A 25,997-nucleotide genomic window follows, 5' to 3' on the forward strand; every position below is an offset into this window, starting at 1 on the left:
ATCATACATTAACTCGAACATGATCGTCGGGATCTCTGTTACTAATACTTCATCTTTTATCATATCTTTTCTTTTTTATTGATACGAAGATAGGGGAGTATTTTGATCTATATATTAATGATGTGTTAAGCTTATGTTAAGCGCTATCAAGGTTAAAATTCTGACCATCATATGCTCCTCGCTCTTTCCCACTCACATAACGTTTTTGAATTTCAAATAAACCTTGTTCTGCCCATGAAACTGCGTTATTATTCTGAGTTCTTAGAATATTATCCTTGTTTACCATTTGTCCTTCTTCCGGAATTCCATAGAAATAAAGTTGTAAGTTTTCGTTCAATCCTGTCGGTTTTCCAAATTCGTCCAATTCAATTGCTCCCGTTCGGTAGCTATCATTGATCCATTCTTTAATAATACTTTTTTCAAGCATTCGATCAAACAGACTATTATTGTTTAATCTAAGATTCCCTTTTGGTACCCGAGCGTTCAATAGGAATTGAAAGTCTTTCTCGATATACTTATTTTTTAGGCGAATACTATTTCCACTTTGTGTAACCGACGGCATCTCTGAAAACAGAAAATTGATGTATCCCTCGCGCATCAAACAAAAGAACTTCTCAGAGACTTCCCGAGGAGGGCCATATGCTAAATGGTTGATGTTAGGTGCCCAACGATCGAGAAATGCTTTCTGTGATTCGGCTGTAAATCCTACCTCATTATACAGCTTAACAATTTGCTCATAGCCTTCGCGAAGTGCGCCAATTGCTGCGGCCATTGGGCTTTGAAATTCGCCAAATTCTGTCATTTGCATGCAGTAATTGCTTAGATCCACTACAAATTCTTGAAAATTGCTGTCCGAGGGTAATTTCGAATGTGAGAATGGATCCATCAGCGCATTTAAGCTAAAATATTTCTCCGCTTTATCGTCCTTTAAGAAATTTAGAACTGCTTCCTTATCCATTTCTTTAAAATTGGGGATCAAGGGGTAAAAAGCATATTTGACTTCCATATCTAAAAGCGGAATTACTTCATTTAAAAAGTCTACTTTTTTATTTTCGGCAATCAATTCGGATAGCCAAGTATCATTCAAAAAGGTAAGTTTTCTTTTTTTCGTGTTTGAAAATGGATTGCCTGGTAAGTTAGGTAAGCTGCGACGAGAAAAAGGAAACATAATTGGCTCTTTACCGGAGCTTAGATAATGGTATTCTTCGTCTTTTTTATAAAAAATTCCTCCACGACCCTCCGTCAATTCAAGCATCGCGTCCAAAAAGGTTAACCCGGTTCCCCAAACAGCCACTTCTGCACGTGCTGGAATCTCATTTAGTTTGTCAATAGGATAAATCTCATCAATAATAGAATAGCCCGCATTTTGATTTGATTTTAAATAAGAAAAGCTAGTATTCTGATAGGAGTGACCTGTTGCAAACAATATTGAATCGTAATGGAAAGGAATGTCTTGCGCTTTAGCTTTTAAGGAAAATTGATCTTCTTCAATATCAAGATCAATAATATCCTCTTTCAATAAGTGCACAATAATTTGAGGATGCTTTTCTTTGATGATAGACATACATGCGTCAAGAAAATAGTAGCCAAGTAATTCGCGTGTGCATAGGTGATCCCATTTAACTTCCTGACTCGAGTTGCTATATTTCTGTAACCAACCTATCAAATTTAACTTATTTGAATGCTGGTCTTCATCCTCATGCTGTTCCCAACAAGTGATCTCTGCTATACATCGGTTGACTAAGAAATAGGATGGTAAATCGGTGTTAAAGTGTGGGCCTGTTGCGAAATTACGGTTATCATTGTACCAATGTACATTCAATTTTTTATCCTTAAACTGTGGTTGTTTTAGGTAATCTTTAGCTCGACTTAGAAAGCTGTCTAATGCGTAGAATCCTTTTGGACCGCCACCGACAATTGCAATATAAGGTTCGTTTTCGCAATACTCTTCTAGCTGCTCAACAGAGCATATCAACGAATCAATCTCGTTGGGCAAATTAAGAAGAGCTGAATCCAAGTTTGATGAATCCCAAATCATATATAGTAATTCTGAAATATATCGGATGCGTTATCCTTAAATAAGAGCTGATAAAGGCAGCTCAGTTAGTGTTTATTTAAAATTAGATATTTTCTGATTAAATAAGAAATGATTTTAATTTTTTACAGATAGTAATGTTGTAAAATAAGTATAGTAAAAGGGTTTGTATTTGTGTTATTTTTAAAAAGTATAGCATTTTATTGAAAAATACCTATAAAGATAGGTGTTTAAACATTTCTTTTAGAGAAACAATGTTTCACTATTATAGTTGGGTTCAATAAATAAAATCATCTATAGCAAAGCGGCAGTCTGTTGTTTTTGTAGGCTGCCGCTCGACATTATTTCGAAAGATAATTAGATACTGACTAATCGTGGATTATGTTAATCTCCAATAGCGTCTTTAAGATTATTGATTTATGCTCGAGAAAGCATCAGCAATGATTTTGAAAGCACGTAGTCGTTTTTCATCATCGAAAATATTATTGGTTACCATAAATTCTTTTGCGTGCAATTCTGCTGCAAATAGTTTAATATCCTTTGCTATTTTCTCTTGCGTTCCAATAAATGTACAAGATGTCATACTTGACACGGCTTGTTCAATTTCTGCTATTCCCGCATAAATTGGCTTTTCTGTAGGTGCTGACAATGGCAGTCGTCTATTGGTAATGATCCCTGCGAACATATTAAATAAGCTATTTGCCAGGAGTTCTGCTGCTTCTTGCGTATCAGCCGCAACGACATTCGCACAAACCATAAAATAAGGTTCTTGTAAATCTACAGAAGGCTTGAAGTGGGTTCTGTAGATTAATGCCGCTTGTTGCAACATTGCCGGGGCGAAATGGGCAGCGAATGCATAGGGGAGGCCTAGTTCAGCAGCTAAGTAAGCGCTATCTGTGCTTGATCCTAAAATCCAAATGGGTACATCGCAGCCTTCGCCAGGAAACGCACGCACTTTAGACATTGCATTTTCTTCACTAAAATATTGTTGTAAGGCGAGCACGTCGTCACGAAAGTAAAATTGAGTGTTTATATTATTTCGTCGTAGTGCCATCGCTGTACCTTGATCTGTACCAGGAGCACGCCCTAAACCAAGATCTATGCGACCAGGATAGATGCTTTCTAAGGTTCCAAATTGTTCGGCAATGACTAATGGGGAGTGGTTAGGGAGCATTACTCCGCCGGAGCCTACCCGTATATTCTTGGTATGGCTTGCAATATGGCCGATGAGGACAGAAGTCGCGGAACTTGCTACAAATTCCATATTATGATGCTCCGCCAACCAGATCCGCGTATAACCAAGGTTGTCAATGCATTGGGCACCTAATTTTGCGCGTTCTATTGCTTGTGCAACGGTTTTGTTTTTAGCAACGTTGGCTAATTCTAAAAGAGAATATTTTATCTGCTCCATCTTTCAAAGATAAGCGCAAAATCAAAGCAGTATTGTAATAGAATTGTAGGATTTTATCGTAAACGGCGACAAGCAATTGCTATATAATTGTTGTCTAAGTCACTGGTGAAGAATAAATAGACTTGTCCACCATCTTTAATTTTGTGTTTTTTACGAATGAGTTCAACCTTATCGGGGAAATTGCGAGTGGCAACATTCGCCTGTGGATAAGGGTTGTTTTTTTTGAATAAGCCGTAGGGTATCACTTCCATGACTTCAAAGATACGTCCAGGGAAATCTGGATTAAACTTATCCGCAGTATAAAGGTGGGCGTGTTGATGAAGTTTTCCTAGTCCAAAATACTTGCCTACAATTTTGAACGCTCCAGCTTTGCTGATCGCGACATCTGGGTCATAAAGGTATTTCTGTGGAAGAGAAAATCGACTGATAGTACCTCTTTCTTCCGAATATGTAAATTCAAAATCTTGGAGCTGATCATGAAAAAGGCGAATTGCTTTAATTATTGGCTCACCAATGAAATCCCGTTCTTGTATAAAAAGAAGCTCTTTGCAGTCGTTATCCAAGCTAACTACATAAACATATTTCACATGAGATAAACTGGAGAGCGCAGTCGAAATATCCAGTAGTGGCGCAAGTTTAGAAATGATAACACTTGCCTTTTTGAAAAACAATTGCTGATTTGCGACTATATTAGGTTCGCAATCTTCGAGTAGAAAGACTTTTCCTTGATTTACGCGTCGAGAAGGGTCAACGTAGATGTAATCAAAGGCGTTGTCTTCGCTTTCCTGCAGATATTTGATACCATCGGTTACTACACAATGTAAATTGTTTACACGAAGTATTTTAGCATTGTAAGCGACGATCTCTGATAGTTTGGCGTTGAGTTCACAATGAATAACTTCAGCGGCTTCTTGTGCTAAATAACAACTGTCGACACTAAAGCCTCCGGTCAAGTCAATAACCCGTGTACCATTATCAATTAACGTTTGTTTGATTAATGCGGTATGTTCCGAAGAGCACTGCTCCAGGTTTAGTTTGTCAGGATAGTAAATGCTGTCACTAAATGCCCACGTGGGTAACTTACGTACGCTTCGCTGCCATCCATCAATTTGTGCGGCAAGCTCCGCTGAGGAAACAGAAGGAAATGGACTTTTCTTTAAAGCAATTTCTGTGGGCGATTTTTCCCGATTTGCTTTAATAAATTGTTGAACTTCTTCTGTTAGTAGATTTCTATTCATCTTTGTTTTTCACCAACATCTGGCAGGTATAACTATCCTTAAGTTCGCGAATAATTTCCTTATTTACCAATACTCGATCAATAGTTTCTTGATTGTAGTATCGGATGGTGATTAATTCAAGGCCTGTTGCAACAGATACTTTATAGCGTTTCTCTAGTTGCTCTAGGAGGGTCCATACATTTTCGCCAGTATCATCCACACTCACACTGAAGCTAATAGCAGAGTTGTGCATCATATTGATTTTTATACGATTTTTATGAAATGCGTTAAATATAGAACTCAAATTATCCTCGACAATGAAAGAAAAATCGCGCGGTTGAATATTGATAAAAACCTGATTTACTTTAAATATAAATGAAGGGACAGGTAATGTCTGATTTGTTGTCTTAATTTGAGTTCCTGGAGCATCCGGATTTAAGAAAGAACGTACATTGAGCGTAATCTTCTTATTTTGAAGCGGTTTAATCGTTTTTGGGTGGATTACCGTTGCTCCATAATAAGTCAGTTCGATAGCGTCAGTATAAGAAAGTTCAGGAATAAGTTCTGTTTGATCGAACCATTTAGGGTCCGCATTAAGCACGCCTGGTACATCCTTCCAGATGGTAATATTTTCGGCATTTAGGCTTGCAGCAAATATTGCCGCAGAGTAATCTGAACCTTCGCGACCTAATGTTGTCGTGAAGTTCTCTGACGTTGATCCTATATATCCTTGAGTGACGATAATATGCTCATCCAAAACAGATGGCAATTCTTTACGGATCTTTTCTTCCGTTTTTACCCAATCGACATTTGCCTCTCGGTGCGTGTTATCCGTAAGAATATAATCACGAGCATCTACCCATTTGATTGGTAAACTACGGTATTGTCCGTATCCAGCAATAATCTTAGTTGATAAAAGTTCGCCAATCGAGACGATTTGATCAAATAAATAATCATAATCATCCTGCGGCTCCTCCTCTAGAATCCATTCAATTTCGACAAAGGTATTAGCGATATCATCAAAGATAGGATTAGATTTATCCTCAAATAACTCATTTAATACTTGGAAATGCTCGTTTTTTAAGTCTTCCAATAAGGCAAATGCATCTGAAGTCTTCTTTACATAGCTATCGGTAATCTTGGCTAACTTATCCGTAGTTTTTCCAATAGCCGAGACAACAACCAATAGTTCGGAATTTTTGTATTTTTCTATAATAGAAACTACATTTTTGATGTTTTCTGAACTCTTAACAGAGGCACCTCCAAATTTAAAAACTTGCATTTATACTAATGTGTTGAATGATAATACTCTTTTACTTGTTTAATGTAATTCTTCCCAGTTTCCGTCATGACGTCTTGCACGGCATCGAAAGGTATAATTACCGTTGTAGTCCCTGCCGCATACGGTTTTATCTCGTACTGATTGTAATGAAAAAAGACACCTTCTTTATTGATGCCGTAATTGGCAGCTAGTGCGAATTTCCCATTTTCGAAAAAATAAGACTTCTCTAAACTTGCAGTATCAGATAGTCCTTCTTCTTTGCGAAAGAACTTCTCTGCAATTTTAGTAAATTCTTTCATCTTATTCTCGGAAATAAAGGTATTTAATGCCAGTTTTTGATAATTTTCTAGATCATATACATTAAGAAGCTCAAAAGTATTGCCGTGCGCCCCGCCTGAATACTCATAAGTCATGTTTTTTAACGTAATTAACTGTGGCGTATACATCAAAACTTCAACATCAGTAATTTTAGACCAAGGAAGATTGTAGTTTACCTCATTTTCTTCGATAAAATTCCCATATCCTTCAATAAAGTTGTCTGTATACTGGTCTATGGATTGTTCCCCATCTAGCAAGATCGTTTGGTTGATTAAACTATTCATGCTACTATCCGCAAAATCTGGATAAGAAACTTGAATATAGGTAGTGTCAATTTCACCATTATTTTCAGAGAAATATTGGCTTATTTTCTTTATTTCCTGCTTTTTATAGGATACCGTATCTGTACGGACAGCTGTTGTGACGCCCTTCTTACTTATTTTTGTGTTCTCAGCTTGATTACTTTGGCAAGCAACGAAGCTGAAACCTAGGATGCCAAGAACTAGCGCCGTGTGTTTAGTGTTTTTTAAAATCAATTGAAACATTTATCCATTCCCCATCTAAAGTTGTGTCGTATTTTTTGTAAAAGTTTATTGCTGGTTCGTTCCAGTCCAAAACCTGCCACATCATTCCGCTGTAGCCTTCTGCTTTAGCAAACGCAATGGTATGGTCTAATAGTATTTTTCCGAAGCCTTTTCCTCGTACCTCCTCCGTTACAATTAGGTCTTCAAGGTATAATCGACGACCCTTCCACGTAGAGTATCGGATATAATAGAGCGACATGCCAACAATCTTTCCTTGATATATTCCAACGAAAGCTCCCCATACGGGATGTTCACCAAAACCTGATTCTTCAAACTCCTCCATGCTAACAGTTACCTGTTCAGGTGCCCGCTCATATAAAGCAAGCTCCTTAATTAACTCCAATAAGTGCGGACAGTCCGTTCGCTCGGCTTTGCGAATTTCTAATTCCATTTAATTGTTTTTGTAATGTTTGATAACACGCTTGCCAAATATCGTACTGCCTAAGCGTACCATATTACTCCCTTGCTCAATGGCAAGTGTGTAGTCTGAAGACATTCCCATGGATAGCGTGTCGAAACTATCTTCTTTTCGGAAGTAGGTTGCTTTAATACCATCGAAAAGCATTTTGAGCTCATAGAATTCTTCCTTGACAATACGTTCATTTTCAGTATTACTTGCAATCCCCATCAATCCGCGAATTCGGATATTTTTTAAAGTACTGAATGCTTCGTCGCGAAATAATTCAATCAATTCGGCATGATCTAATCCAAATTTGGTGTCCTCGTCTGCGATAAACACCTGTAACAAGCAGTCGATTATTCGGTTGTTTTTCAACGCATGTTTATTGATTTCTTCCAGGACTTTTAGCGAGTCTACCGAGTGGATTAAGTGCACAAAGGGGGCAATGTATTTTACTTTATTGGTTTGTAAATGCCCTACTAAATGCCATTCAATATCTTTTGGTAGCTCTTCATATTTTGCGACCAGTTCTTGAACTTGGTTTTCACCGAAAGCACGCTGACCGGCATTATAGGCCTCAAGAATATCCTCGTTAGGTTTTGTTTTAGAGATAGCAATTAATTGAACGCCGATGGGATCTAATTCCTTATGTAGCTCGTTGATGTTGGATGTAATGCTCATATTGTTTTGGGATTCACTTCGAATTTTTATAGGAAGCTATGTGCCAGCTTTTCCGTATTTTTGTACAAATTTACAAAATGCAACGATTAATATTTGGTTTCATCCTGTTGTTTTTTATTACTTCTTCTTGTAAGAAGGGACTGCCTCAAGGAATTTTGAAAGAAGATACCATGGCTGAGCTTCTTGGGGAAGTCCATGTGTTAGATGGATATCTGACCACAATCCCTATCGATAGTGCAAAAAAACTTCGTGACCCACTTTATAATGAGTTGTTTACAAAATACGGGTTGGACTCTGTATCCTTTACAAAGAATGTAGATTATTACTATGGTAATCCAGACTTATCAGTTGCAACATATGACAAAGTCATCAAAGATTTGCAGGAAAAGGAGAGTGCTTTTGTTAAAGAAGACTCCATCCGCAATGCAATATTTTCGGATAGTGTACGCATGGTTAATTTTCAAAATATGAGATGGCAATCAAGCTTTAATTCATTGATGAATGCGAAAGCTGATACGTTACCTTATGGGATTGCTGAGGCCACTCGACGGAGCTTAACATCGACCGGATTGGATGTCATCTGGCGAAATAATATTTATGAAAAACCAACTGTGAGTGCTGCTACAGTGAACCCGCCGCAAACGGGTAGTACGCAAGCAGCACCAAATGTTAGCAGCCCACAGGCAAAACCTGAAGAGCTTAAAGTAGAAGAGGAGGCTCCTCAAGCGCAGCCTCAGGAAGTTAAGCCAGTGGATAATGGAAGGCCTACAGATATTAGGCGTCCATTGCAAGCGCCTGACGGGTCGCAGTTGAAAGAGGTAAAGCCTAGAAAGCCTTTGCCGACAATACAATAAAACATGATTTACCCTCAAAACGCAGTAGATAAATTAGGATATACCGACATTAAGGCACTCATTAAGGATAAATGCCTGAGTGAGGCTGCAAAGCAAATGGTCGATAAAATACAGCCTCAGATTAAATTGGAGCTGATTGATCGATATTTGCGTCAAGCGAATGAGTTTAAAAACTTATTAGTGAATGATGCAGCTTTGCCTGTTGATCATATCTACCCTATAAAAGCAATTATAGAAAAGGCAAAAGTTGAAGGTGCTTTTCTATTTGAAGATGAGTTTTATCGAATTCTACTTTCTTTACGCACCGTTTATGCGATTATTCGGTACTTCAACGAGCGCGAACAGCAATATCCCAATCTAGAACTATTATTCGAGCACTTGCCAATTGAAAAAAGCATTGTTCGTAGTATTGAGCAGGTAATTGATGAGCGCGGCAAAATGAAAGACAACGCTTCTCGTATGTTGTTGGAGATTACGCAACAAATTACGAAGAGTGAACAAGAAGCAAGAAAACGAATTGACAGTATTTATAAGCAAGCCCAACAAAACGGTTGGACGGCTGATGGAAGCTTAACGATTCGAGATGGAAGGCTTTGTATTCCTATTCTCGCAGAAAATAAACGTAAGGTTAAAGGGCTAATTCATGATGAATCGGCTACTGGACAGACAGCATACATTGAACCGGAAGAAGTATTTCATTTAAACAATAAGGTTCGAGACCTTGAATTTGAGAGAAGGAGAGAGGTAATTCGAATTTTGACAGAATTAACGACTACTATTCGATCGCATGTACCTTTATTGCTGGCCTATCATGGATTGTTAACAAAGCTTGATTTCGTGCGTGCCAAAGCATTATTCGCCTTAGATGTTGATGCTGAAATGCCTGAGCTTTCCAAAGAAGCTGAAATTCGTTTAGTGAATGCGAAGCATCCTTTGTTGAGTTTAAGTGCGCGACAAGAGGGGCATCAAGCGGTTGTTCCATTGAATTTGAAGATTGACGCTGTCGATCGCGTTCTCCTTGTTTCTGGTCCTAATGCAGGTGGAAAATCTGTTTGTATGAAGACCGTCGGCTTATTGCAATTGATGTTTCAATCGGGCTTATTGATTCCTTGCGATCCTACTTCCAAATTGGGCTTGTTTAAACAATTCTTCGCCGACATTGGTGATGATCAATCGATAGATTCGGATTTAAGTACTTACAGTGCGCATTTGTCGAAGATGAAGCATTTCACACAGTTCGCAAATGCTAGGACGCTCGTGCTCATTGATGAATTTGGTACAGGTACCGATCCTCAATTTGGGGGACCTATTGCAGAGGCTGTCCTTGAAGTTCTAAATAAGAAAGAAATTCGTGGAGTGATTACCACGCATTACTCAAACTTGAAAGTTTTTGCAAGTAATACGCATGGAATAGAAAATGCGTCTATGCTTTTCGATAATGAACAAATGCGTCCGCTCTATATTTTGCAGACAGGAAAGCCAGGTAGTTCATATGCTTTTGAAATTGCTCAAAATATCGGTTTGCCGAAAGAAGTATTGCATTTAGCGAAGCAGAAAATAGGTGTTCAGCAGAAGAAGGTAGACACCCTACTAGTTGATCTCGAACGCGAGAAGAAGGAAATTTATGATACTAAAACTGCGATTTCCCTGCGCGAGAAGGAGTTGCTTAATCAACAGTCTGAAGTGCAAGAGTTGCAATCTTATTTAGATGAGAATCGACATAGCTTGTTGAAAGAAGCAAAGGAAGAAGCGCGCCAGATTATTAAGAATGCCAATAAGTTGGTGGAGAATACTATTTCTGAAATAAAACAAGTCAAAGCCGAGAAGGATAAAACAAAAGATTTGCGTGTAGGTTTGCAGAAAGCGGCCGACTCCTTAAAAGATAAACCTAAAGAACAGGCGAAAGTGGTTCAAGAAGTGTTATCTGACGAGCCTGTGGAAATTGGAGATTGGGTTCGCATTGTTGAGACAGGAAATGAAGCTCAAGTCATTGAAATAGCAAAGAATAATCTGATTCTTGCCCTGGGCGATTTGAGAACTGTTGTTAAAAAGAATAAAGTCGAAAAACTTCGCGGTAAGGAGAAAGCGAAAGCAGTCAAAAAATCAAGACCAATTTCAGCGGAGAGTGTTGCTGATTTCCATCCTGAGGTTGATGTACGTGGGATGCGAACAGACGACGCTCTACAGAAAATTGAGATGGTGTTGGATCGAGCAGTGATGATTGGATACCCTTCGCTAAAAATTATTCATGGCAAAGGTGATGGTATCTTACGACGGTTTATTCGAGACTACTTGCGAAAATACAATCATGTCAGTCGATTTGAAGATGAACATGCTGATCGCGGTGGAGACGGCATTACCTATGCCTATATCGCTTAATTTAAATTAATAATAAGACGGCGAGAAACAGAAGGTCCGCTTCTTAATTCTTAAAACATTCTATATAGACTCTTTTCTAGCGATCGTTAGAAAGGAGTTTTTTGTTTAATGAACCTGCTTGCCTAATACGCTAGAATGCTGAAAACATTCAATTCTAGCTGTATTATCCCGATGAAGTCATTGCAGATAAATAATCTCAAAGTTTATTAATAATTAAATTTCTGTTAAACGAAGAAAATCCAAAAGAAGCTTTGTGTTTTAACCTGTGATTTAAAAACAGATATTATGAAGAAACTTTTACTATTTTTTGCTTTAATTACGACAAGTTATGTTTCGGTTCAAGCTCAAGTTACCAGCAGTAGCATGACTGGGGTTGTCAAACAGCATGACGGTGTCACAAGGGAAGGAGCAAGCGTCAAAGCAATCCATACACCCTCAGGGACTACCTATTCAGGTATCAGTAATAGCGCTGGCCGATTTAGTCTTGTAGGCATGCGTGTGGGCGGTCCCTATCGGGTGGAGATAAGCTATGTCGGAAAGGAGCCTATTGTTTATCAAAATGTCTACATACAGTTGGGACGCTCATTTGAGTTGAATCCTGTTTTTGGTGATGACGTGAAGTTGATTGATGCAGTTGAGATCCGTGGACAACGTCAAGGACAAAATATGAAGACAGGAGCCAGTACACAGCTTTCGAATCGACATTTGCAAAATATGCCTACTATTTCGCGGAGTTTGAAAGACTTCACACGTTTAACACCACAGGCAGATGTACGTGGAGAGGCTTTATCAGTTGGTGGAATGCATAATCGCTTTAACCAATTAACGATTGATGGTGCCGTGAGTAACGATGTGTTTGGATTAAACGACGCAGGAACAAATGGTGCTAGTACTGGTACATCTCCTATATCTTTGGATGCCATAGAGGAGATTAATGTACAGGTTGCGCCGTTTGATGTGCGTGCTAGTGGATTTGCCGGCGGTGGTATCTCTGCTGTTACACGCTCAGGTACAAATGCTTTGTCGGGTTCGGTATATTATTTCATGCGCAATGAAAATTTAACAGGAAAGACGCCTCCAGATTTAGTGCGTGGCGAGGAGGTTCGAAAAAAGCTTGAGGATTATAAAGAGCGTCAAATGGGGTTTCGCCTAGGGGGACCAATCATAAAAGACCGCTTGTTTTTCTTCGCCAATTACGAACGAACAGAGAATGTGACGCCGCTGGGTTACCTTCCGGGAACTAGTGCTTCAAACATTCCTTTGGACGCTGTAAAGAAAGTGGCAGAATTGGCGACAGCGATGGGTTATAAACCTGGAGATTACTTGGATTTGGAGTCTAATAATTATTCGGACAAGATTTTCACTCGTTTCGATTTAAACATTAATGAACGACATAAGTTAACCGCAAGATATAGCTATGTTAAGGGGTCGGCATTTCAGATTTCGAGAAGTGCTTCTTCTGTAAATTTTAACAATGCAGGTATTTTGAGAAAAAGTGATACGCATTCAGGTGTTATCGAATTGAATAGTAGATTTTCAAATGTGTTGTCCAATAATCTAGTGCTCGGTTATTCCAATATCCGTGAGCCACGTGCATTTCCTGGTGATCCGTTTCCACGCGTCGCTATTAATGGTAAGAACCGAAATATCAATTTGGGGCCAGAACCATTTTCGACCATTAACCAATTGAATCAGGATATTTTTACAGTCACTAATAACTTAACGCTCTTCCAAGGCAATCATACCGTTACTTTCGGAACGCATAATGAGTTTTATAAGATGTATAATGGTTTTATCGGAAGTGCTTTTGGAAATTATACTTTTACTGATTCTCCAGCAACCGATATTAATCCGAACACCCAAGCACCATATACTGCGATTGAGAATTTTGAGCGTCGCATGGCGAGCAATTTTCAATACAACTATAGTGCAACCAGCGATCCTAGGCAAGGTGCAGATATTAGTGCAATGCAGTTGGGTTTTTATATTCAGGATGAATTTCAAGTTGCAACGAATTTCAAATTGAACGGGGGATTGCGCGTGGATATCCCGATTTATACGAGTAGTCCGTTAGAGAATACGGATTTTAACAATTCTATATTAGCAAAACAATATGATGTGCAGACTAACAGGATGCCTAAAACTGCGTTTCTATGGTCGCCAAGAGTCGGTTTTCATTGGGATGTGGAAGGTAATCGTTCTTTAGTATTGCGTGGAGGTGTAGGTATATTTACCTCGAGATATCCATTTGTATGGTCTTCTGGAGCATTTACCCAAAGCGGTGTCTTGTTAGGCGGTGTTCAGGCAAGCGTTAGAAGTAATATGGCACCAAATATTACATTTATTCCAGATGCTAATAAACAGCCGAAAAGTACAGAAGAAATTAAACCTTCGGGAAATATATCGGTACTTGCACGTGATCTAAAATTACCTCAAATGGCACGAGTATCATTTGGTATGGATTACCAATTGCCGTGGGGTGTTCAAGCGACTGTAGATGCCATGTTTTCTAGGAACCTAAGTAATTTCCGTTTTAGGGATTTGAACAGCAAGGAACCAATCGGTCAGCTTGAGGGTGCTGATAATCGTTTGATGTACGATCCGGATGTTAGAAAACGTCGTGTGTTACCGAATTATACACAGGTGATTTATATTGACAACGTAAACAAAGGCTATGCGTGGTCTGGTACCGCTCAACTTTCGAAGCGCTTTGATCAAGGTTTTTTTGGATCAATAGCTTATACGTATACAGAATCTAAGGATTTATTCTCTGGATCATCGTCTCAAAACCAATCTAACTTCTTTAGGACAGGTACTGTCAATGGATCAAACAATATCACTTTAGGACATAATTCGTTTAGTACGGGTAGTCGCATTATCGCTTACGTTTCTTATCATAAAGAATATTTAAAGAATTTGGGATCTACAATTTCATTAGTCTATAATGGACAATCGGGGAATCGCTTTGCATATATGATTGCTGGAGATCCGGCCGGACATTCGGCAGGCAGAAGTGATCAATTCTCTTTGATGTACATTCCAAAAAATGCAAGTGAAATTAAATTTGTTGATATCCCGAAAGGATTAACGGCTGCACAGCAATCTGCAGAATTTGAGAAATATATTGAAGGGAATCCTTACTTGAAAAGCAGAAGAGGGCAATATGCTGAGATTAATGGTGATCGTACGCCATTTAGCCATCAGTTTGACTTAAAATTCTTGCAAGACTTGTTTGTCAACGTGGGAGGGAAGAAGAATACAGTTCAGATTTCAGTAGATATCATGAATGTAGGTGCACTATTAAATAAGAATTGGGGTAAACAATATCAAGGAGGTCAGAGTTTTTGGGATAATAATTTCCGCCCAATTGTATTTGATAGTTTCGAGAAAGATACCAATATCCCACAATATAGATTAGGTAACTTGAACGATGGAAAGCCGTATTATCAGCATAATCTTTCGTCACGTTGGTCCGCTCAAGTTGGGCTTAGATACCTTCTCAATTAGTATTTCTGACTCTTTTAATTTAATATTTTTAATAGTTTGAAGACTGCGATTTTTATCGCAGTCTTTTTTATGCGTTGACACATCGAATTGAATTTAAGGCTTTATAGCGTTTCTCGTTACTTGAGATTATCGGATTGGGTATTTATTATTCAGAATTTGAAAAAACTTTTCCACATTTTAGAAAATGTTAAAATTTGTTAAACTGATAATGTTCTCGTGATTTTGTTAACATTTTGTTAAATATTAACGTTTCTCGGTATTAAAAGTTGTCATGTTTACCAATTTGGGTTACTCGTTTTTGCCAATTCAATGCAAATCTATGGTTGTTAGTATATTAAGTTTATGTTAAGCACTTAGAAGTGATGATATAACTTTATAATTTTGCAGCGGAAAACAAAACAAACCATATGAAGAAATCTTTACTTTTCTTTGCTTTGGTTCTTGCGAGCTACGGAACTATCCAAGCGCAAGTAACCACGAGTAGCATGACGGGTGTGGTGACTCAAACCAACGGATCCACTACTTCAGGTGCTACTATTAAAGCAACCCACTTACCTTCAGGAACGAATTACTCGGGTTCTGCAAATGATGCGGGTCGCTTTAACCTTGCTAACATGCGTGTTGGCGGTCCTTACCGTATCGAAGTAACATACGTAGGACAAGATCCGGTAGTATATGAAAATATCTACTTACAATTGGGTCAACCATTCGTTCTTAATCCAATTTTTGGAGATTCGGCAACGAATATTGATGAAGTTGTTGTAACGGGCAGAAGAGGTGCAAATGATCAAAAAACGGGTGCTTCAACGGTTATTGGAAAGCAGCAATTAGAATCATTACCTACCTTGAGCAGAAGTTTACAAGACTTCACAAGATTGACTCCTCAAGCAACAGGAAGCAACTCTTTCGGAGGTGCAAACAACCGTTTTAACAACATCACAATTGATGGAGCGGTAAACAATGACGTATTTGGTTTAGCTAGTTCTGGTACTCCAGGTGGTCAAGCAAGTACTCAGCCGATTTCATTAGACGCGATTCAAGAGATTCAAGTAGTGTTGGCTCCTTATGATGTAACACAAGGTAACTTCACCGGTGGTGGTGTGAATGCAGTTACTAGATCTGGTACAAACAGATTTGAAGGTTCTGCTTACATGTTTTTTAGAAATGAAAATACCATTGGTAAAAGTGTTCTAACTGGTGAGCGTTCAAGCAAATTCTCAGACAACCAATACGGTTTTAGACTTGGTGGTCCAATCGTTAAAGATAAATTATTCTTTTTCGTGAATGGTGAAATTGGAAGAAGAACTTCTCCATTAGCAGGAAACGCAGGAGAGCCTGGATCAGCGATTCAAGTAGCGACTGCAGAATCTATCGCTAAATATACACTTGATAAATTCGGTTATGATGTAGGTTCGATTGGTCCACAAGACGTTCAGACTCAAAACAGTAAGATTTTCACGAAAGTTGACTGGAATATTAATGAAAAACATTCGTTAGCAGTTCGTTATAATTATATCGATGCTTACGATGATAACATTAGCCGTTCAGGAACTTTCTTTAGATTTGGTAACAACGCTTACAAATTCTCAAACAAGCAACATGTTGCGGTAGCGGAATTAAGAAGTAACTTCTCAAATCGTTTTTCAAATAACTTAATTGTTGGTTATTCAGCGATTAGAGATAACCGCGATATCGCAGGTGGATTATTCCCACAAATTACTATCAACAACGTCGATGGAATCGCTGCTAACTCTGCAGAACTTGGTTCTCAAAGAAGTTCAGTAGCGAATGAATTAGATCAAGATATCTTCGAATTCACAAACAACTTCAAATGGTATGTTGGTAAGAATACATTTACTTTCGGTACGCACAACGAATTCTTTAGCTTTAGAAACTTATTCATCAATAACCTAAACGGTCGTTGGGATTTCAATAGCGTTGAAGATTATTTAAACAATAAGCCAAATCGTGTACGCGCTACATATTCATTAATTGATGGAAATAGCAGACCTTCTGCAGAATTCAGTGCAGCGCAATTAGGGTTTTATGCACAAGGTGAGTCGGAAGTAATTCAGAACCTAAAATTGACTTACGGTATCCGTGTTGACGTTCCTGTTATCAGTGACAAACCACTAAGAAACACAAAAATTGAAACTTCATTTCCTGGATATAGAACTGATAATACACCAAGCGGTAAATTATTATGGGCTCCACGTTTAGGTTTCAACTATGATGTTCAAGGAGACCGTTCAATTATCATTCGTGGTGGTGCGGGCGTTTTCACAGGACGTGTTCCATTTGTATGGTTGTCTAACCAATTCTCAAATAGCGGATTATTGTTCGGTACAGTGGATGCGAGAGGAACAGCAATCAATGGCGGAAAAGGATTTGATCCTAACGTTGACAACCAAAAGAATATGGGTACTGGATCAACAAGAGCTGAGGTTAACTTAGTAAATGAAGATTTCAAAATTCCTCAAGTTGCACGTTTTAACTTAGCAGGTGATTTCAAATTACCTTACGGAATCGAGGCTACTTTAGAAGGTATTTATTCTAAGACAATGAACAATATCGTTTATTCTGATATTAACATTTCTGGATCTCAAGCTTCTATTGATGCATCTTTAACTGGTGGCGCGGACAAACGTCCTTTTTATGCAGGACAACGCGTAAATTCTGGTGATTTTACAAACGTAATCTTAATGGATAACACTAATAAAGGTTACACTTACAGCTTAACGGCTCAATTGAAAAAGCAATTCGGAAACGGATTTAGCGCAATGGTAGCTTATACGAATGGTGGTGCAGAATCTGTAAATGATGGTGCTAGCAGTACAGCGTTATCGAACTGGGAGTATGTTCAAATCGTGAACAATGCTAACGATCCTTCATTAGCGACTTCAAACTTTGCTATCAAACACCGCGTTATCGGTTCATTAGGTTACACTGTTGAGTACGGAAGAAATAAACAATTTGCAACAGGATTTAGCTTATTCTACGCAGGTAACTCTGGTTCTCCATTCACTTACCTATATAACGGTGACTTAAACGGTGACGGCGCATTTGCTAATGACTTACTTTATGTTCCATCTTCAATGAACGAAATTAAGTTAGTTGATATCAAAGATCGTTCAGGTAATGTAACAGCTACTCCTCAACAACAATGGGATGCGTTAGATGCTTATATCAAAGGTGATGAGTACTTATCTTCAAGAAGAGGTCAATACGTAGAAAGAAATGGATCTTTCCTACCTTGGCAACACCAATTCGATTTAAGAATTACTCAAGATTTAGGTGTTTTAGCTAATGCAAACAAACACAAATTGCAATTGACATTCGATATTTTCAATGTTGGAAATATGTTGAACAAGAAATGGGGTAGAAACTACTTCGTAGGAAACCAAGCTTTAACATTAGTAAGTTACACCAATTCTGGTTATACTTTCAGTGCTCCTAAAGAAAATCTTCCTTACACAGTTTCGGATCTATCTTCTAGATGGCAAGGTCAAATTGGTATTCGCTATATCTTTAATTAATAGCTGAATATCTCGATTTAAGTATTTCCTTTAATAGGGTTTTCTTAAAACTATATAAAAGGGTGGAGTAATTTATTACTCCACCCTTTTTTTATATAAATCAAAGTGATCAGAAAGTCTTGTTTTTCTCATCTGTGTCAATCGGATTTTGCGATAAAGCAGTGCAAACACTACGTCTTAGAACTTTAATTTAAAACGAAGGATTTATATGCATTAGATGCAATATGTAGTCTGCATATCTCGATAGACTGAAGCTGATTGAATATTGGCTAAGCTTGACCCGAATTGATTATAGCTAATTGAGGAGTAGCATTATTGTCATAAGGCGTTCTAAAAACTATGAAACGAAAAAAGAGATAAGTTTAATCGCACATGATGTTATTCGATTAAACTTATCTCCTTTTAAACTATATAGGAGGATTAATTCCGTTGCCAGCGCATTATAAATAATTGCTCTTCTTCCTCATCATCCGAAAGAATCTGAATACGCCATTCCATTTTGTTTTCATCGATTGGAAAGACTTCATATTCTGCAACACTGACAAAATCTTCGTCAGTTAAACTTTCGTTTCTGATTAGAATATGCTCGCGTACATCCCAGTTGAAGGTGCCTGCCGCTTGCTCTTCACAAGAACCTCCTGAGTAGATGTAGAATTTATCTGTTCCACTTTGATCATCATTAAACTGGTAATAAGTCTGACCTTCGCAGTCTTCATTAAAATCAACCTCTAAATTACCTCCAACCTGCGCGCCTCTAAAGCATAAGTTCCATCTTCCAACGAGGTAGTCTTTCAATTCTGTGTTTATCATGTAGTTGTAATCGATTAGAAGTTCGGTTTCAACAAATACTTGTCGTAGAAACGGAAAATATGCTCTGTTGCTTCTTCCGCCGAGTCAACCATACGATATAGCATTAAATCTTCTTCGGAGATATATTTGTTAGTCAACATCGTATTCTTGATCCATTCAAACAATCCACCCCAGTATTCGGAGCCAACCAACACAATCGGAAAGCGCGCGATCTTTCCTGTTTGAATTAACGTAATTGCTTCGAAAAGCTCGTCCATAGTTCCAAATCCACCAGGAAGTACAATATACCCTTGTGAATATTTCATAAACATTACTTTTCGAACGAAGAAGTAATTGAATTCAAGCAATTTGTCGCGATCAATATATTTATTGTGAAATTGCTCATGCGGTAATTCAATATTTAATCCTACAGACTTTCCTCCGGCTGTATAAGCGCCTTTATTTGCGGCCTCCATAATTCCAGGACCTCCTCCTGAAATAACGCCATAGCCACGCTCTGCAAGTAAGCGAGCAATTTCTACAGTCATTTGGTAGTACTTATGTTCGTCAGGAGTTCTTGCAGATCCAAAGATGGAAACACATGGCCCAATTTTCGCTAATTTTTCAAATCCATCTACAAACTCTGACATGATTTTAAAGATTTGCCAGGAATCTTTAACTTTTATTTCCTGCCAATTTTTATTGGCGAAGGAGTTTCTAATTTTATCGTCTTTTATCATACTATTAAATAATTCCTTTCAGCCTTTAGCCAAACGGCTAGGGCACGATGTAATATAACGTTTATCTTATAATTTTCGAACGATGAACGTCTGTTTTCTTCATAAAATCTAGTCAAACTATATGCCTAATTTTGAAATCTCTCGTGCTTTAATTAGATTTAAGAAAATAAACCTATTAAAACTTACAACTTAACCTAAAGATGAACAGACGGAAATTTATTAGTTCTGCCGCTCTTGGTGCTGCAGCATTTACAATTCTTCCCAGACATGTGCTTGGAGGCAATGGCTTTTTAGCGCCTAGCGATCGTATAAACCTTGGATATATTGGGGTTGGAAAGCAAGTCGGAACATTGTTGAATGGTTTGATGGGCCTTCCAGAAACAATGATTATGGCTGCCGCTGATGTGGATAGCACTAAATTGAATCGATTTCTAACCAATGCCAATAAAAAGAATGCAGAGAAGTCAGGACATCAGGTTCAGGGCTATAAAGATTATCGCGAATTATTAGAACGGAAAGATATTGATGCTGTGGTTATTGCTTCGCCAGATCATTGGCATGCGCTTCATGTTGTCCATGCAGCAAAGGCTGGCAAGGATATTTATTGCGAGAAGCCACTAGCATTGACTATTGACGAGGGGCGATCGATGGTCGATGCCGTTCGGAAATATAAGCGCGTATTGCAAACTGGAAGTATGCAGCGATCCTATTATAATTTCCGACAAGCGGCTGATTTAATAAGAAATGGATATATCGGCGAGATTAAGGAGGTTAATGTTTCGGTGGGCGTACCTGTGAAGGAATGTGATTTGCCTTGGTTAGAAGCGCCTGCACATCTAGATTGGGATATGTGGATTGGCCCTTCACTATATAGAGGCTACCATCCGGTATTAAGTCCTCTATTAGATGCGAAAGAGTGGGCAATGTGGCGTTTATATCATGGCTTTGGGGGAGGTTATATTACCGATTGGGGAGCTCATATGTTTGATATTGTCCAATGGGCATTGGATATGGACCATTCGGGACCTGTTTCGTTCACGCCGCCAAGTCAAGCAGATGCATCCGAAGGCTTGTATTATACCTACAAAAATGGAGTGAAAGTTCATCATAAGTCTTGGGGTAAGTTTAACGCAATTCAGTTTATCGGCTCCGAAGGAAAAATTGAAGTATCACGAGAGTTCTTAAACTCGGATAAGGAGAATTTACCGAAGTTGCAGATTCCGGAGAAAGATCGAAAAGTCTATTATTCCGAGAATCATTATAAAGATTTTGTCGATGCAATTAAAAAGCGTTCTAAGCCGATATGCGACGTCGAAATTGGTCATAGAACTGCTACGGTGTGTAACGCAATAAATATCGCGTATCAGCTTCAAAAGCCGCTTAAATGGGATCCTAAAAAGGAACAGTTTGATAACGCTTATGCAAACAATTTGAAATCACGACCTTATCGCGGAGCTTGGGATTACAAGGATTTTTAGCGTAAGCTGAGAGATTACTAAAATATTATTATGGTGGTTGTGATCGTTGATGATACAACCACATTTTTTTTTGCTATTAATTCGTAATTTTGAAGAATGAATTTTTCATCAAAACTATTAGAACAAGCGGTTGAGGAGTTTGGTAAGCTGCCAGGAGTAGGGAAGAAGACTGCTCTTCGATTGGTATTACATCTTTTAAAACAATCTGATGCCGATGTTTCTCGATTTACAACATCCTTAGATCGCTTAAAAAGCGATATTAAGTATTGTAAAACTTGTTTTAATATTTCTGATCATGATGTATGTGAAATATGTAGTTCAGTAAAGCGTGATCGCCATATCGTTTGCGTTGTCGAAGATACTAGAGATGTGATGGCGATTGAAAATACGAATCAGTTTAATGGTCTATATCACGTACTTGGTGGATTAATTTCTCCAATGGAGGGAGTAGGTCCAGCCGACTTAAAGATTGAGGGGTTAATTGACCGTGTGCGTTCTGGAGAGATTCAAGAAGTCATACTCGCGTTGAGTGCAACGATGGAAGGCGACACTACGATTTTCTACCTTTATCGGAAATTACGCGATTTTCAAATTCAGATTAGTACGATTGCTCGCGGTATTTCATTCGGCGGCGAGTTAGAATATGTGGATGAAATAACGCTAGGACGATCAATAGCTACCCGTATTCCATATGAGCGTAATGTAGGTTAGGAGTCATTCTTTTTCTAATCAATTCCCTTAAGTTCATGCTGCAATAAAGTGCTGAAAGTTTGTCGGCGTCTTTGCGGACTAATTCTTAAATAGTTATTTTAGTACAAATACCTAAATCATGACTAAAATACTGTGTACAATATTCTTATTGGGCTGTGCTTTCCTGAGCTTCAGTCAAGAGCGCATTTATCTCTATGAAAAAGAGGTTCCTAATTCGAAACCCGGAGAGAATTTGGAAGAAGATCTCCCCAACAATCAAGTCGATACCATCACAAAATTTGTATCAAAGCCTAGTCTAACAGTTTATCTTCCTCAAAAAGGAAAAAGCAACGGAACCGCAGTGATTATCTATCCTGGTGGTGGGTATCATGTGTTGCTCAGCAAACGAGAAGGATCCGATGTAGCGAAGAAGTTTAATGAACTTGGAGTTACAGCCTTTGTGTTGCGGTATAGATTGCCAGACGACAGAGTAATGGTCGATAAGTCGATTAGTCCATTGCAGGATGCGCAAGCCGCAATGCTTTATGTGAGGACACATACAAAACAATGGAATCTTAATCCAGAAAAGATTGGTATTATGGGTTATTCTGCTGGTGGCCATCTTGCTGCTATGATGGGAACTCATTACGAGGATCTGAAGATTAATAATCCCAACGGAATAAAATTAAGGCCTGACTTTCTCATTTTAGTAAACCCAGTAGTCAGTTTTACAGATAGCATAGGGCATATTGGTTCACGAGATAATCTTTTAGGCAAAAATCCAAGTGTAGAGAAAATCCGATACTTCTCCAATGAATTGCATGTCAATTCACAAACGCCAGCAAGCTTTCTTGTCCATGCAGGTTCAGACGAAGTAGTCTCTGTAAAAAATAGTCTATCTTTCTATAATCGACTTTTAGATAATCAAGTACGCGCAGAAATGCATATCTATGGTTTTGGGGAGCACGGATTTCTCACTGCACCAACCTTTGATGAATGGTTTGGTCGCTGTTGCTATTGGATGAAAAGCATGTCGCTATTATAAGCAACACATGGTCTAAGTCGATTTTAATTTTCCGATAATCCAATAAAAACCAAATCCACAGCATATTAATGTTGATCCTGTAATAAGCCATAGGGTAGAATAACCGTGATGTTCGGCTATGTAGGTTCCTATATATGCAGCGACGATATGTGCCATGGCAAAGGAAAGTGAGTTGAGACCCATGTAGGCACCTTGATTTCGTCTTCCTGCTCGCTGAATAGCCACTGTTGCGGTAAACGGTAGTGTAAGCATCTCTCCAGTTGAGAGTAAGAACATCGCGAAGAATAACCAGCCTATACCAAAATCTAAGGTCAACATTAAATAAGAAATACCGGCGATAGCTGTCCCCCAGAACATAATCTGGCGAACGCTGAAGCGATGTTCCACCAGGTGGACTAAGACCATCTCAAATAGAACAATAACAAATCCACTGAAGCCGAGCAAGAGTCCAATCTGACTTGTGTTTAATGAATGCACTTCCTTGTAGAATAAGGATAGCGTTCCTAATAGCTGAAAGAACGCCATAGAAAATAGACAGCAGAAAACACTGAAGATAAGGAATAGCCCGTCTTTATAGGGGCTTCTTTCTGTTGTTTTCTCTTCCGCTGTCTGTTTTATTTGGACGTCTTGAAGATTAGACTTCGGTGCTCTATTTCTAAAAAAATAAATAAAAACAATGACTGCTATAGAAGCACCAATGGCGTTCCCGTAGAAAATCCAATTGTATGAAAATCCTGCTAGAAATCCGCCAAGGGCGGGGCCTATCGAGAATCCAAGATTTACGGCCATTCGGTTTAATGAATAGGCTCTCGTAATATTTTCTGGCTTCGCGTATCGAGCAACGGAAACCGAATTTGCTGGACGGAAGACGTCGGAAACGAGAGAAAGTAAAAAGATCATTATCGCCAAACCTTCGAAGGTTTTGAATGTCGGGAGGATTAGGAAGATGGGTATAACGCCAAATAAACTCCACATTTGAACTTTGAAGCTGCCGAATCGATCGGTTAACCAGCCGCCAAGCCAAGAACCGAAAACGGCACCCAGACCAAAGCAGCCTAATACGATTCCAATCTGTGGCTTCGAAAAACCTAACTCTGCAGACATATAAAGGCCCAAAAAAGGAATAACCATCGACCCTGTACGATTAATAAGCATGACTAATGCCAATAACCATGCGGCAGGAGAAAGTCCCTTATAAGAGTTTATATATAGTCTGATGAGTGATTTCAATTACTTTCTATTATGTTCAAACAAAAGTTTAAACGATTACCTTTTTATCTAAACTTGAATCAATGACATACTGATGAGCAATTGCTTTCTTTGTTCCCTTTTGTTTATCTAAGATAAAGTCAGCGCGCCCCAAATTCACTCCAGAACGTCCAGTTTGATTGACTAAAGTGATCTCGTTATCTAAATTCTTAACCTCAGTTGGTTTATCTAAGAATGTATGTGTATGTCCACCAATGATTAAATCAATATAACGACTGTTTTTAGCGAGTACTAAATCGGAAACTTGATCGGTGTCATAGCTGTAGCCAATGTGGGATAGGCAAATTACTAAATCGCACTTCAATTCTTTTTTCAAGAACGGTGTCATTCTGTTGGCTACTTCAATGGGATCGGAAATTGTCATACCTGCATAACTTCTAGAGTCAACTAATCCTTCCAGGTTAACACCGACAGCAAATACACCAATCTTGACTCCTTGTTTGTTAAAGACCAGGTAATCTTTTGTTTTTCCTTCCAACACGGTACCTTTAAAGTTGTAGTTTGAAGTGACAAAAGGGAAGTTTGCCTTATCAAAATGTTTCAGAAGGCCATTTAATCCATTATCAAATTCATGATTTCCAAAAGTTCCGGCATCATAGCCGAGTTTGGACATCAATTCCAGTTCGACTTTGCCATCAAAAACGTTGAAATAAGGCGTGCCCTGAAACATATCGCCAGCATCAAATAACAAGACATTGGCTTCTTCCGATCGAATTTTCTTAATCAGTGTACTGCGGCGCGCCACACCTCCTAAACCTTGGAATCTAGAACCATCCATGGGAAAAGGCTCAATACGACTGTGTACATCATTGGTATGTAGAATCGTCAACCTTACTTCTTTCGAGCTTCCGAAGCTTTCAAATGGAAGACTGGCAAGACTTGCTGAAGCACCTAGTGCTGCTAAGTTCTTTAAGAATGTTCTTCTATTTAATGATTTCAACTCTTCCATCTAATTTTGATTCTACTTTTTTACCCGCCTTTGTTAATTTCTCAATATGACTTATCAAAGCCTCTCTCACACGTTCGCTAGAGGTAACACTCTGAATAGGATTTGATAAACCCTCTACGTGGTCACCACCATTAGCAATGAAATCGTAGGTTACCAACTTGTACGTTTTATTGGGGTCAATAACTTGATTGTTAATCTTAAATTCTACAAGTTTTTTGTCCTGTATCTTAACCTTTACATTCCCCACTGGCTGTCCATTTGTTTTTGCAATAAAGTCTGCTAAACGCAAAACGTCAGTGCCTTTTAGAGTCAAGATGGTGATATAATTTTCAAAGGGCATCAATTCAAAAACAGTTCTAACCGTTACATCTCCTTGCTTAATGCTGGAGCGGATACCATCTTTTGTTGCCATAGAAAATGAAACCTCCGGGTCAATATTTTCCCCTATAGCAAGCAGTGCATCACTAAAGAAGTTGCTCAAATTAGTCTCCGGGAGATTACGATTATGAATCATGTTTTCTGGAGCAGTGCCGATCACTCGGTTCATAGCTTGATCCAACTGAATCTTATAAGGTTCAATATAATTGCTAATACTTGTGTCTTCTGCAATTGTCTGATCAATAGCAAGCATCTGCTTGTTGCTTACTGAAGCTTGGTAATACGAGGTTTTACACGAAGCTAACAGTAATAAGGTGGAAATCAACAGTAAGTTGAAAGACCTTAAATTTAGTACTCTCATAGCGCGAATTTAATACGCAAAGGTATTAAGATTGCATTAGAATACGAATTTAAGGTCTTTGAAAATTGCTAATATGACAAATTGATAATCCTAT

The 25,997-nt window shown here is 38.5% G+C and carries 19 protein-coding genes; 7 read left to right on the plus strand and 12 right to left on the minus strand.

Translation table 11 applies throughout. From position 1 onward, the window contains the following. Window positions 1-136: 136 nt before the first annotated feature. The 7 genes from GFH32_RS06825 to GFH32_RS06855 form a co-directional block, all read right to left on the minus strand. Window positions 137-2,038, minus strand: a complete 1,902-nt coding sequence (locus GFH32_RS06825; RefSeq protein ID WP_153510507.1) for an FAD/NAD(P)-binding protein — start codon at window positions 2,036-2,038, stop codon at window positions 137-139. A 406-nt stretch (window positions 2,039-2,444) separates the two neighbouring features. Further along, on the minus strand, window positions 2,445-3,446 hold the full coding sequence (locus tag GFH32_RS06830) for an LLM class flavin-dependent oxidoreductase (RefSeq protein WP_153510508.1): 1,002 nt from the start codon (window positions 3,444-3,446) through the stop codon (window positions 2,445-2,447). A 53-nt stretch (window positions 3,447-3,499) separates the two neighbouring features. Then, window positions 3,500-4,684, minus strand: coding sequence for a class I SAM-dependent methyltransferase (locus GFH32_RS06835; RefSeq protein ID WP_153510510.1), 1,185 nt, complete (start codon window positions 4,682-4,684; stop codon window positions 3,500-3,502). Beyond that, entirely contained in the window at window positions 4,677-5,945 is a 1,269-nt protein-coding gene (locus GFH32_RS06840) for an aspartate kinase (RefSeq protein WP_153510512.1), read from the minus strand. Before GFH32_RS06840 ends, GFH32_RS06835 begins: the two co-directional genes overlap by 8 nt. A gap of 5 nt (window positions 5,946-5,950) precedes the next feature. Next, window positions 5,951-6,808 (minus strand): DUF3298 and DUF4163 domain-containing protein, encoded by an 858-nt coding sequence (locus GFH32_RS06845; RefSeq protein ID WP_153510514.1) that lies wholly within the window; start codon window positions 6,806-6,808, stop codon window positions 5,951-5,953. Next, window positions 6,780-7,238 carry a GNAT family N-acetyltransferase gene (locus tag GFH32_RS06850; RefSeq protein ID WP_153510516.1) on the minus strand — a complete coding sequence of 153 codons (459 nt, stop codon included), beginning with the start codon at window positions 7,236-7,238 and terminating at the stop codon, window positions 6,780-6,782. Before GFH32_RS06850 ends, GFH32_RS06845 begins: the two co-directional genes overlap by 29 nt. After that, window positions 7,239-7,928 (minus strand): YggS family pyridoxal phosphate-dependent enzyme, encoded by a 690-nt coding sequence (locus GFH32_RS06855; protein ID WP_153510518.1) that lies wholly within the window; start codon window positions 7,926-7,928, stop codon window positions 7,239-7,241. 77 nt (window positions 7,929-8,005) lie between these two features. Here GFH32_RS06855 and GFH32_RS06860 point away from each other — a divergent pair, with 77 nt between their 5' ends. The 4 genes from GFH32_RS06860 to GFH32_RS06875 all read left to right on the plus strand — a co-directional run bounded on the left by GFH32_RS06860 (window position 8,006) and on the right by GFH32_RS06875 (window position 18,204). Then, window positions 8,006-8,782: a DUF4296 domain-containing protein gene (locus GFH32_RS06860; RefSeq protein WP_160366820.1), complete on the plus strand. Its 777-nt coding sequence runs from the start codon at window positions 8,006-8,008 to the stop codon at window positions 8,780-8,782. A gap of 3 nt (window positions 8,783-8,785) precedes the next feature. Then, window positions 8,786-11,161, plus strand: a complete 2,376-nt coding sequence (locus GFH32_RS06865) for an endonuclease MutS2 (RefSeq protein ID WP_153510522.1) — start codon at window positions 8,786-8,788, stop codon at window positions 11,159-11,161. A 285-nt stretch (window positions 11,162-11,446) separates the two neighbouring features. Continuing rightward, on the plus strand, window positions 11,447-14,668 hold the full coding sequence (locus tag GFH32_RS06870; RefSeq protein WP_153510523.1) for a TonB-dependent receptor: 3,222 nt from the start codon (window positions 11,447-11,449) through the stop codon (window positions 14,666-14,668). A 407-nt stretch (window positions 14,669-15,075) separates the two neighbouring features. Next, window positions 15,076-18,204: a TonB-dependent receptor gene (locus tag GFH32_RS06875; protein ID WP_153510525.1), complete on the plus strand. Its 3,129-nt coding sequence runs from the start codon at window positions 15,076-15,078 to the stop codon at window positions 18,202-18,204. A gap of 420 nt (window positions 18,205-18,624) precedes the next feature. Here GFH32_RS06875 and GFH32_RS06880 read toward each other — a convergent pair whose 3' ends face one another. Further along, window positions 18,625-19,014 (minus strand): lipocalin-like domain-containing protein, encoded by a 390-nt coding sequence (locus GFH32_RS06880; RefSeq protein ID WP_153510527.1) that lies wholly within the window; start codon window positions 19,012-19,014, stop codon window positions 18,625-18,627. A 14-nt stretch (window positions 19,015-19,028) separates the two neighbouring features. After that, window positions 19,029-19,733, minus strand: a complete 705-nt coding sequence (locus GFH32_RS06885) for an LOG family protein (RefSeq protein WP_153510529.1) — start codon at window positions 19,731-19,733, stop codon at window positions 19,029-19,031. A 200-nt stretch (window positions 19,734-19,933) separates the two neighbouring features. Between GFH32_RS06885 and GFH32_RS06890 the strand changes: the two genes are divergently transcribed. The 3 genes from GFH32_RS06890 (at window position 19,934) to GFH32_RS06900 (ending at window position 22,946) form a co-directional block, all read left to right on the plus strand. Next, window positions 19,934-21,211: a Gfo/Idh/MocA family protein gene (locus GFH32_RS06890; RefSeq protein WP_153510531.1), complete on the plus strand. Its 1,278-nt coding sequence runs from the start codon at window positions 19,934-19,936 to the stop codon at window positions 21,209-21,211. A gap of 96 nt (window positions 21,212-21,307) precedes the next feature. After that, a complete protein-coding gene (gene recR, locus GFH32_RS06895) occupies window positions 21,308-21,922 on the plus strand; it encodes a recombination mediator RecR (protein ID WP_153510533.1) in 615 nt (204 codons plus the stop codon). Between the two features lie 118 nt (window positions 21,923-22,040). Continuing rightward, window positions 22,041-22,946: an alpha/beta hydrolase gene (locus GFH32_RS06900; protein ID WP_153510535.1), complete on the plus strand. Its 906-nt coding sequence runs from the start codon at window positions 22,041-22,043 to the stop codon at window positions 22,944-22,946. Between the two features lie 12 nt (window positions 22,947-22,958). On the opposite strand, the gene GFH32_RS06905 is transcribed toward GFH32_RS06900, so the two are convergent. From GFH32_RS06905 to GFH32_RS06915, 3 genes are read right to left on the minus strand one after another with little or no spacing between them, the layout of a single operon-like run. Next, complete coding sequence (locus GFH32_RS06905) at window positions 22,959-24,176, minus strand: MDR family MFS transporter (RefSeq protein WP_153510537.1); 1,218 nt, start codon at window positions 24,174-24,176, stop codon at window positions 22,959-22,961. A 28-nt stretch (window positions 24,177-24,204) separates the two neighbouring features. Further along, window positions 24,205-25,164 (minus strand): bifunctional metallophosphatase/5'-nucleotidase, encoded by a 960-nt coding sequence (locus tag GFH32_RS06910; RefSeq protein ID WP_153510539.1) that lies wholly within the window; start codon window positions 25,162-25,164, stop codon window positions 24,205-24,207. Continuing rightward, window positions 25,139-25,903 carry a 5'-nucleotidase C-terminal domain-containing protein gene (locus GFH32_RS06915; RefSeq protein WP_153510542.1) on the minus strand — a complete coding sequence of 255 codons (765 nt, stop codon included), beginning with the start codon at window positions 25,901-25,903 and terminating at the stop codon, window positions 25,139-25,141. The genes GFH32_RS06910 and GFH32_RS06915 overlap by 26 nt, the downstream gene beginning before the upstream one ends. Between the last annotated feature and the right edge of the window lie 94 nt (window positions 25,904-25,997).

The organism is Sphingobacteruim zhuxiongii (genome assembly GCF_009557615.1).
Taxonomy (GTDB): domain Bacteria; phylum Bacteroidota; class Bacteroidia; order Sphingobacteriales; family Sphingobacteriaceae; genus Sphingobacterium; species Sphingobacterium zhuxiongii.

Excerpts from the sequence above, each read along its gene's own strand:
- GFH32_RS06825 (WP_153510507.1), bottom strand. The coding sequence starts at position 2,038 with ATGATTTGGGATTCATCAAACTTGGATTCAGCTCTTCTTAATTTGCCC.
- GFH32_RS06830 (WP_153510508.1), bottom strand. The coding sequence starts at position 3,446 with ATGGAGCAGATAAAATATTCTCTTTTAGAATTAGCCAACGTTGCTAAA.
- GFH32_RS06835 (WP_153510510.1), bottom strand. The coding sequence starts at position 4,684 with ATGAATAGAAATCTACTAACAGAAGAAGTTCAACAATTTATTAAAGCA.
- GFH32_RS06840 (WP_153510512.1), bottom strand. The coding sequence starts at position 5,945 with ATGCAAGTTTTTAAATTTGGAGGTGCCTCTGTTAAGAGTTCAGAAAAC.
- GFH32_RS06845 (WP_153510514.1), bottom strand. The coding sequence starts at position 6,808 with ATGTTTCAATTGATTTTAAAAAACACTAAACACACGGCGCTAGTTCTT.
- GFH32_RS06850 (WP_153510516.1), bottom strand. The coding sequence starts at position 7,238 with ATGGAATTAGAAATTCGCAAAGCCGAGCGAACGGACTGTCCGCACTTA.
- GFH32_RS06855 (WP_153510518.1), bottom strand. The coding sequence starts at position 7,928 with ATGAGCATTACATCCAACATCAACGAGCTACATAAGGAATTAGATCCC.
- GFH32_RS06860 (WP_160366820.1), top strand. The coding sequence starts at position 8,006 with ATGCAACGATTAATATTTGGTTTCATCCTGTTGTTTTTTATTACTTCT.
- GFH32_RS06865 (WP_153510522.1), top strand. The coding sequence starts at position 8,786 with ATGATTTACCCTCAAAACGCAGTAGATAAATTAGGATATACCGACATT.
- GFH32_RS06870 (WP_153510523.1), top strand. The coding sequence starts at position 11,447 with ATGAAGAAACTTTTACTATTTTTTGCTTTAATTACGACAAGTTATGTT.
- GFH32_RS06875 (WP_153510525.1), top strand. The coding sequence starts at position 15,076 with ATGAAGAAATCTTTACTTTTCTTTGCTTTGGTTCTTGCGAGCTACGGA.
- GFH32_RS06880 (WP_153510527.1), bottom strand. The coding sequence starts at position 19,014 with ATGATAAACACAGAATTGAAAGACTACCTCGTTGGAAGATGGAACTTA.
- GFH32_RS06885 (WP_153510529.1), bottom strand. The coding sequence starts at position 19,733 with ATGATAAAAGACGATAAAATTAGAAACTCCTTCGCCAATAAAAATTGG.
- GFH32_RS06890 (WP_153510531.1), top strand. The coding sequence starts at position 19,934 with ATGAACAGACGGAAATTTATTAGTTCTGCCGCTCTTGGTGCTGCAGCA.
- recR (WP_153510533.1), top strand. The coding sequence starts at position 21,308 with ATGAATTTTTCATCAAAACTATTAGAACAAGCGGTTGAGGAGTTTGGT.
- GFH32_RS06900 (WP_153510535.1), top strand. The coding sequence starts at position 22,041 with ATGACTAAAATACTGTGTACAATATTCTTATTGGGCTGTGCTTTCCTG.
- GFH32_RS06910 (WP_153510539.1), bottom strand. The coding sequence starts at position 25,164 with ATGGAAGAGTTGAAATCATTAAATAGAAGAACATTCTTAAAGAACTTA.
- GFH32_RS06915 (WP_153510542.1), bottom strand. The coding sequence starts at position 25,903 with ATGAGAGTACTAAATTTAAGGTCTTTCAACTTACTGTTGATTTCCACC.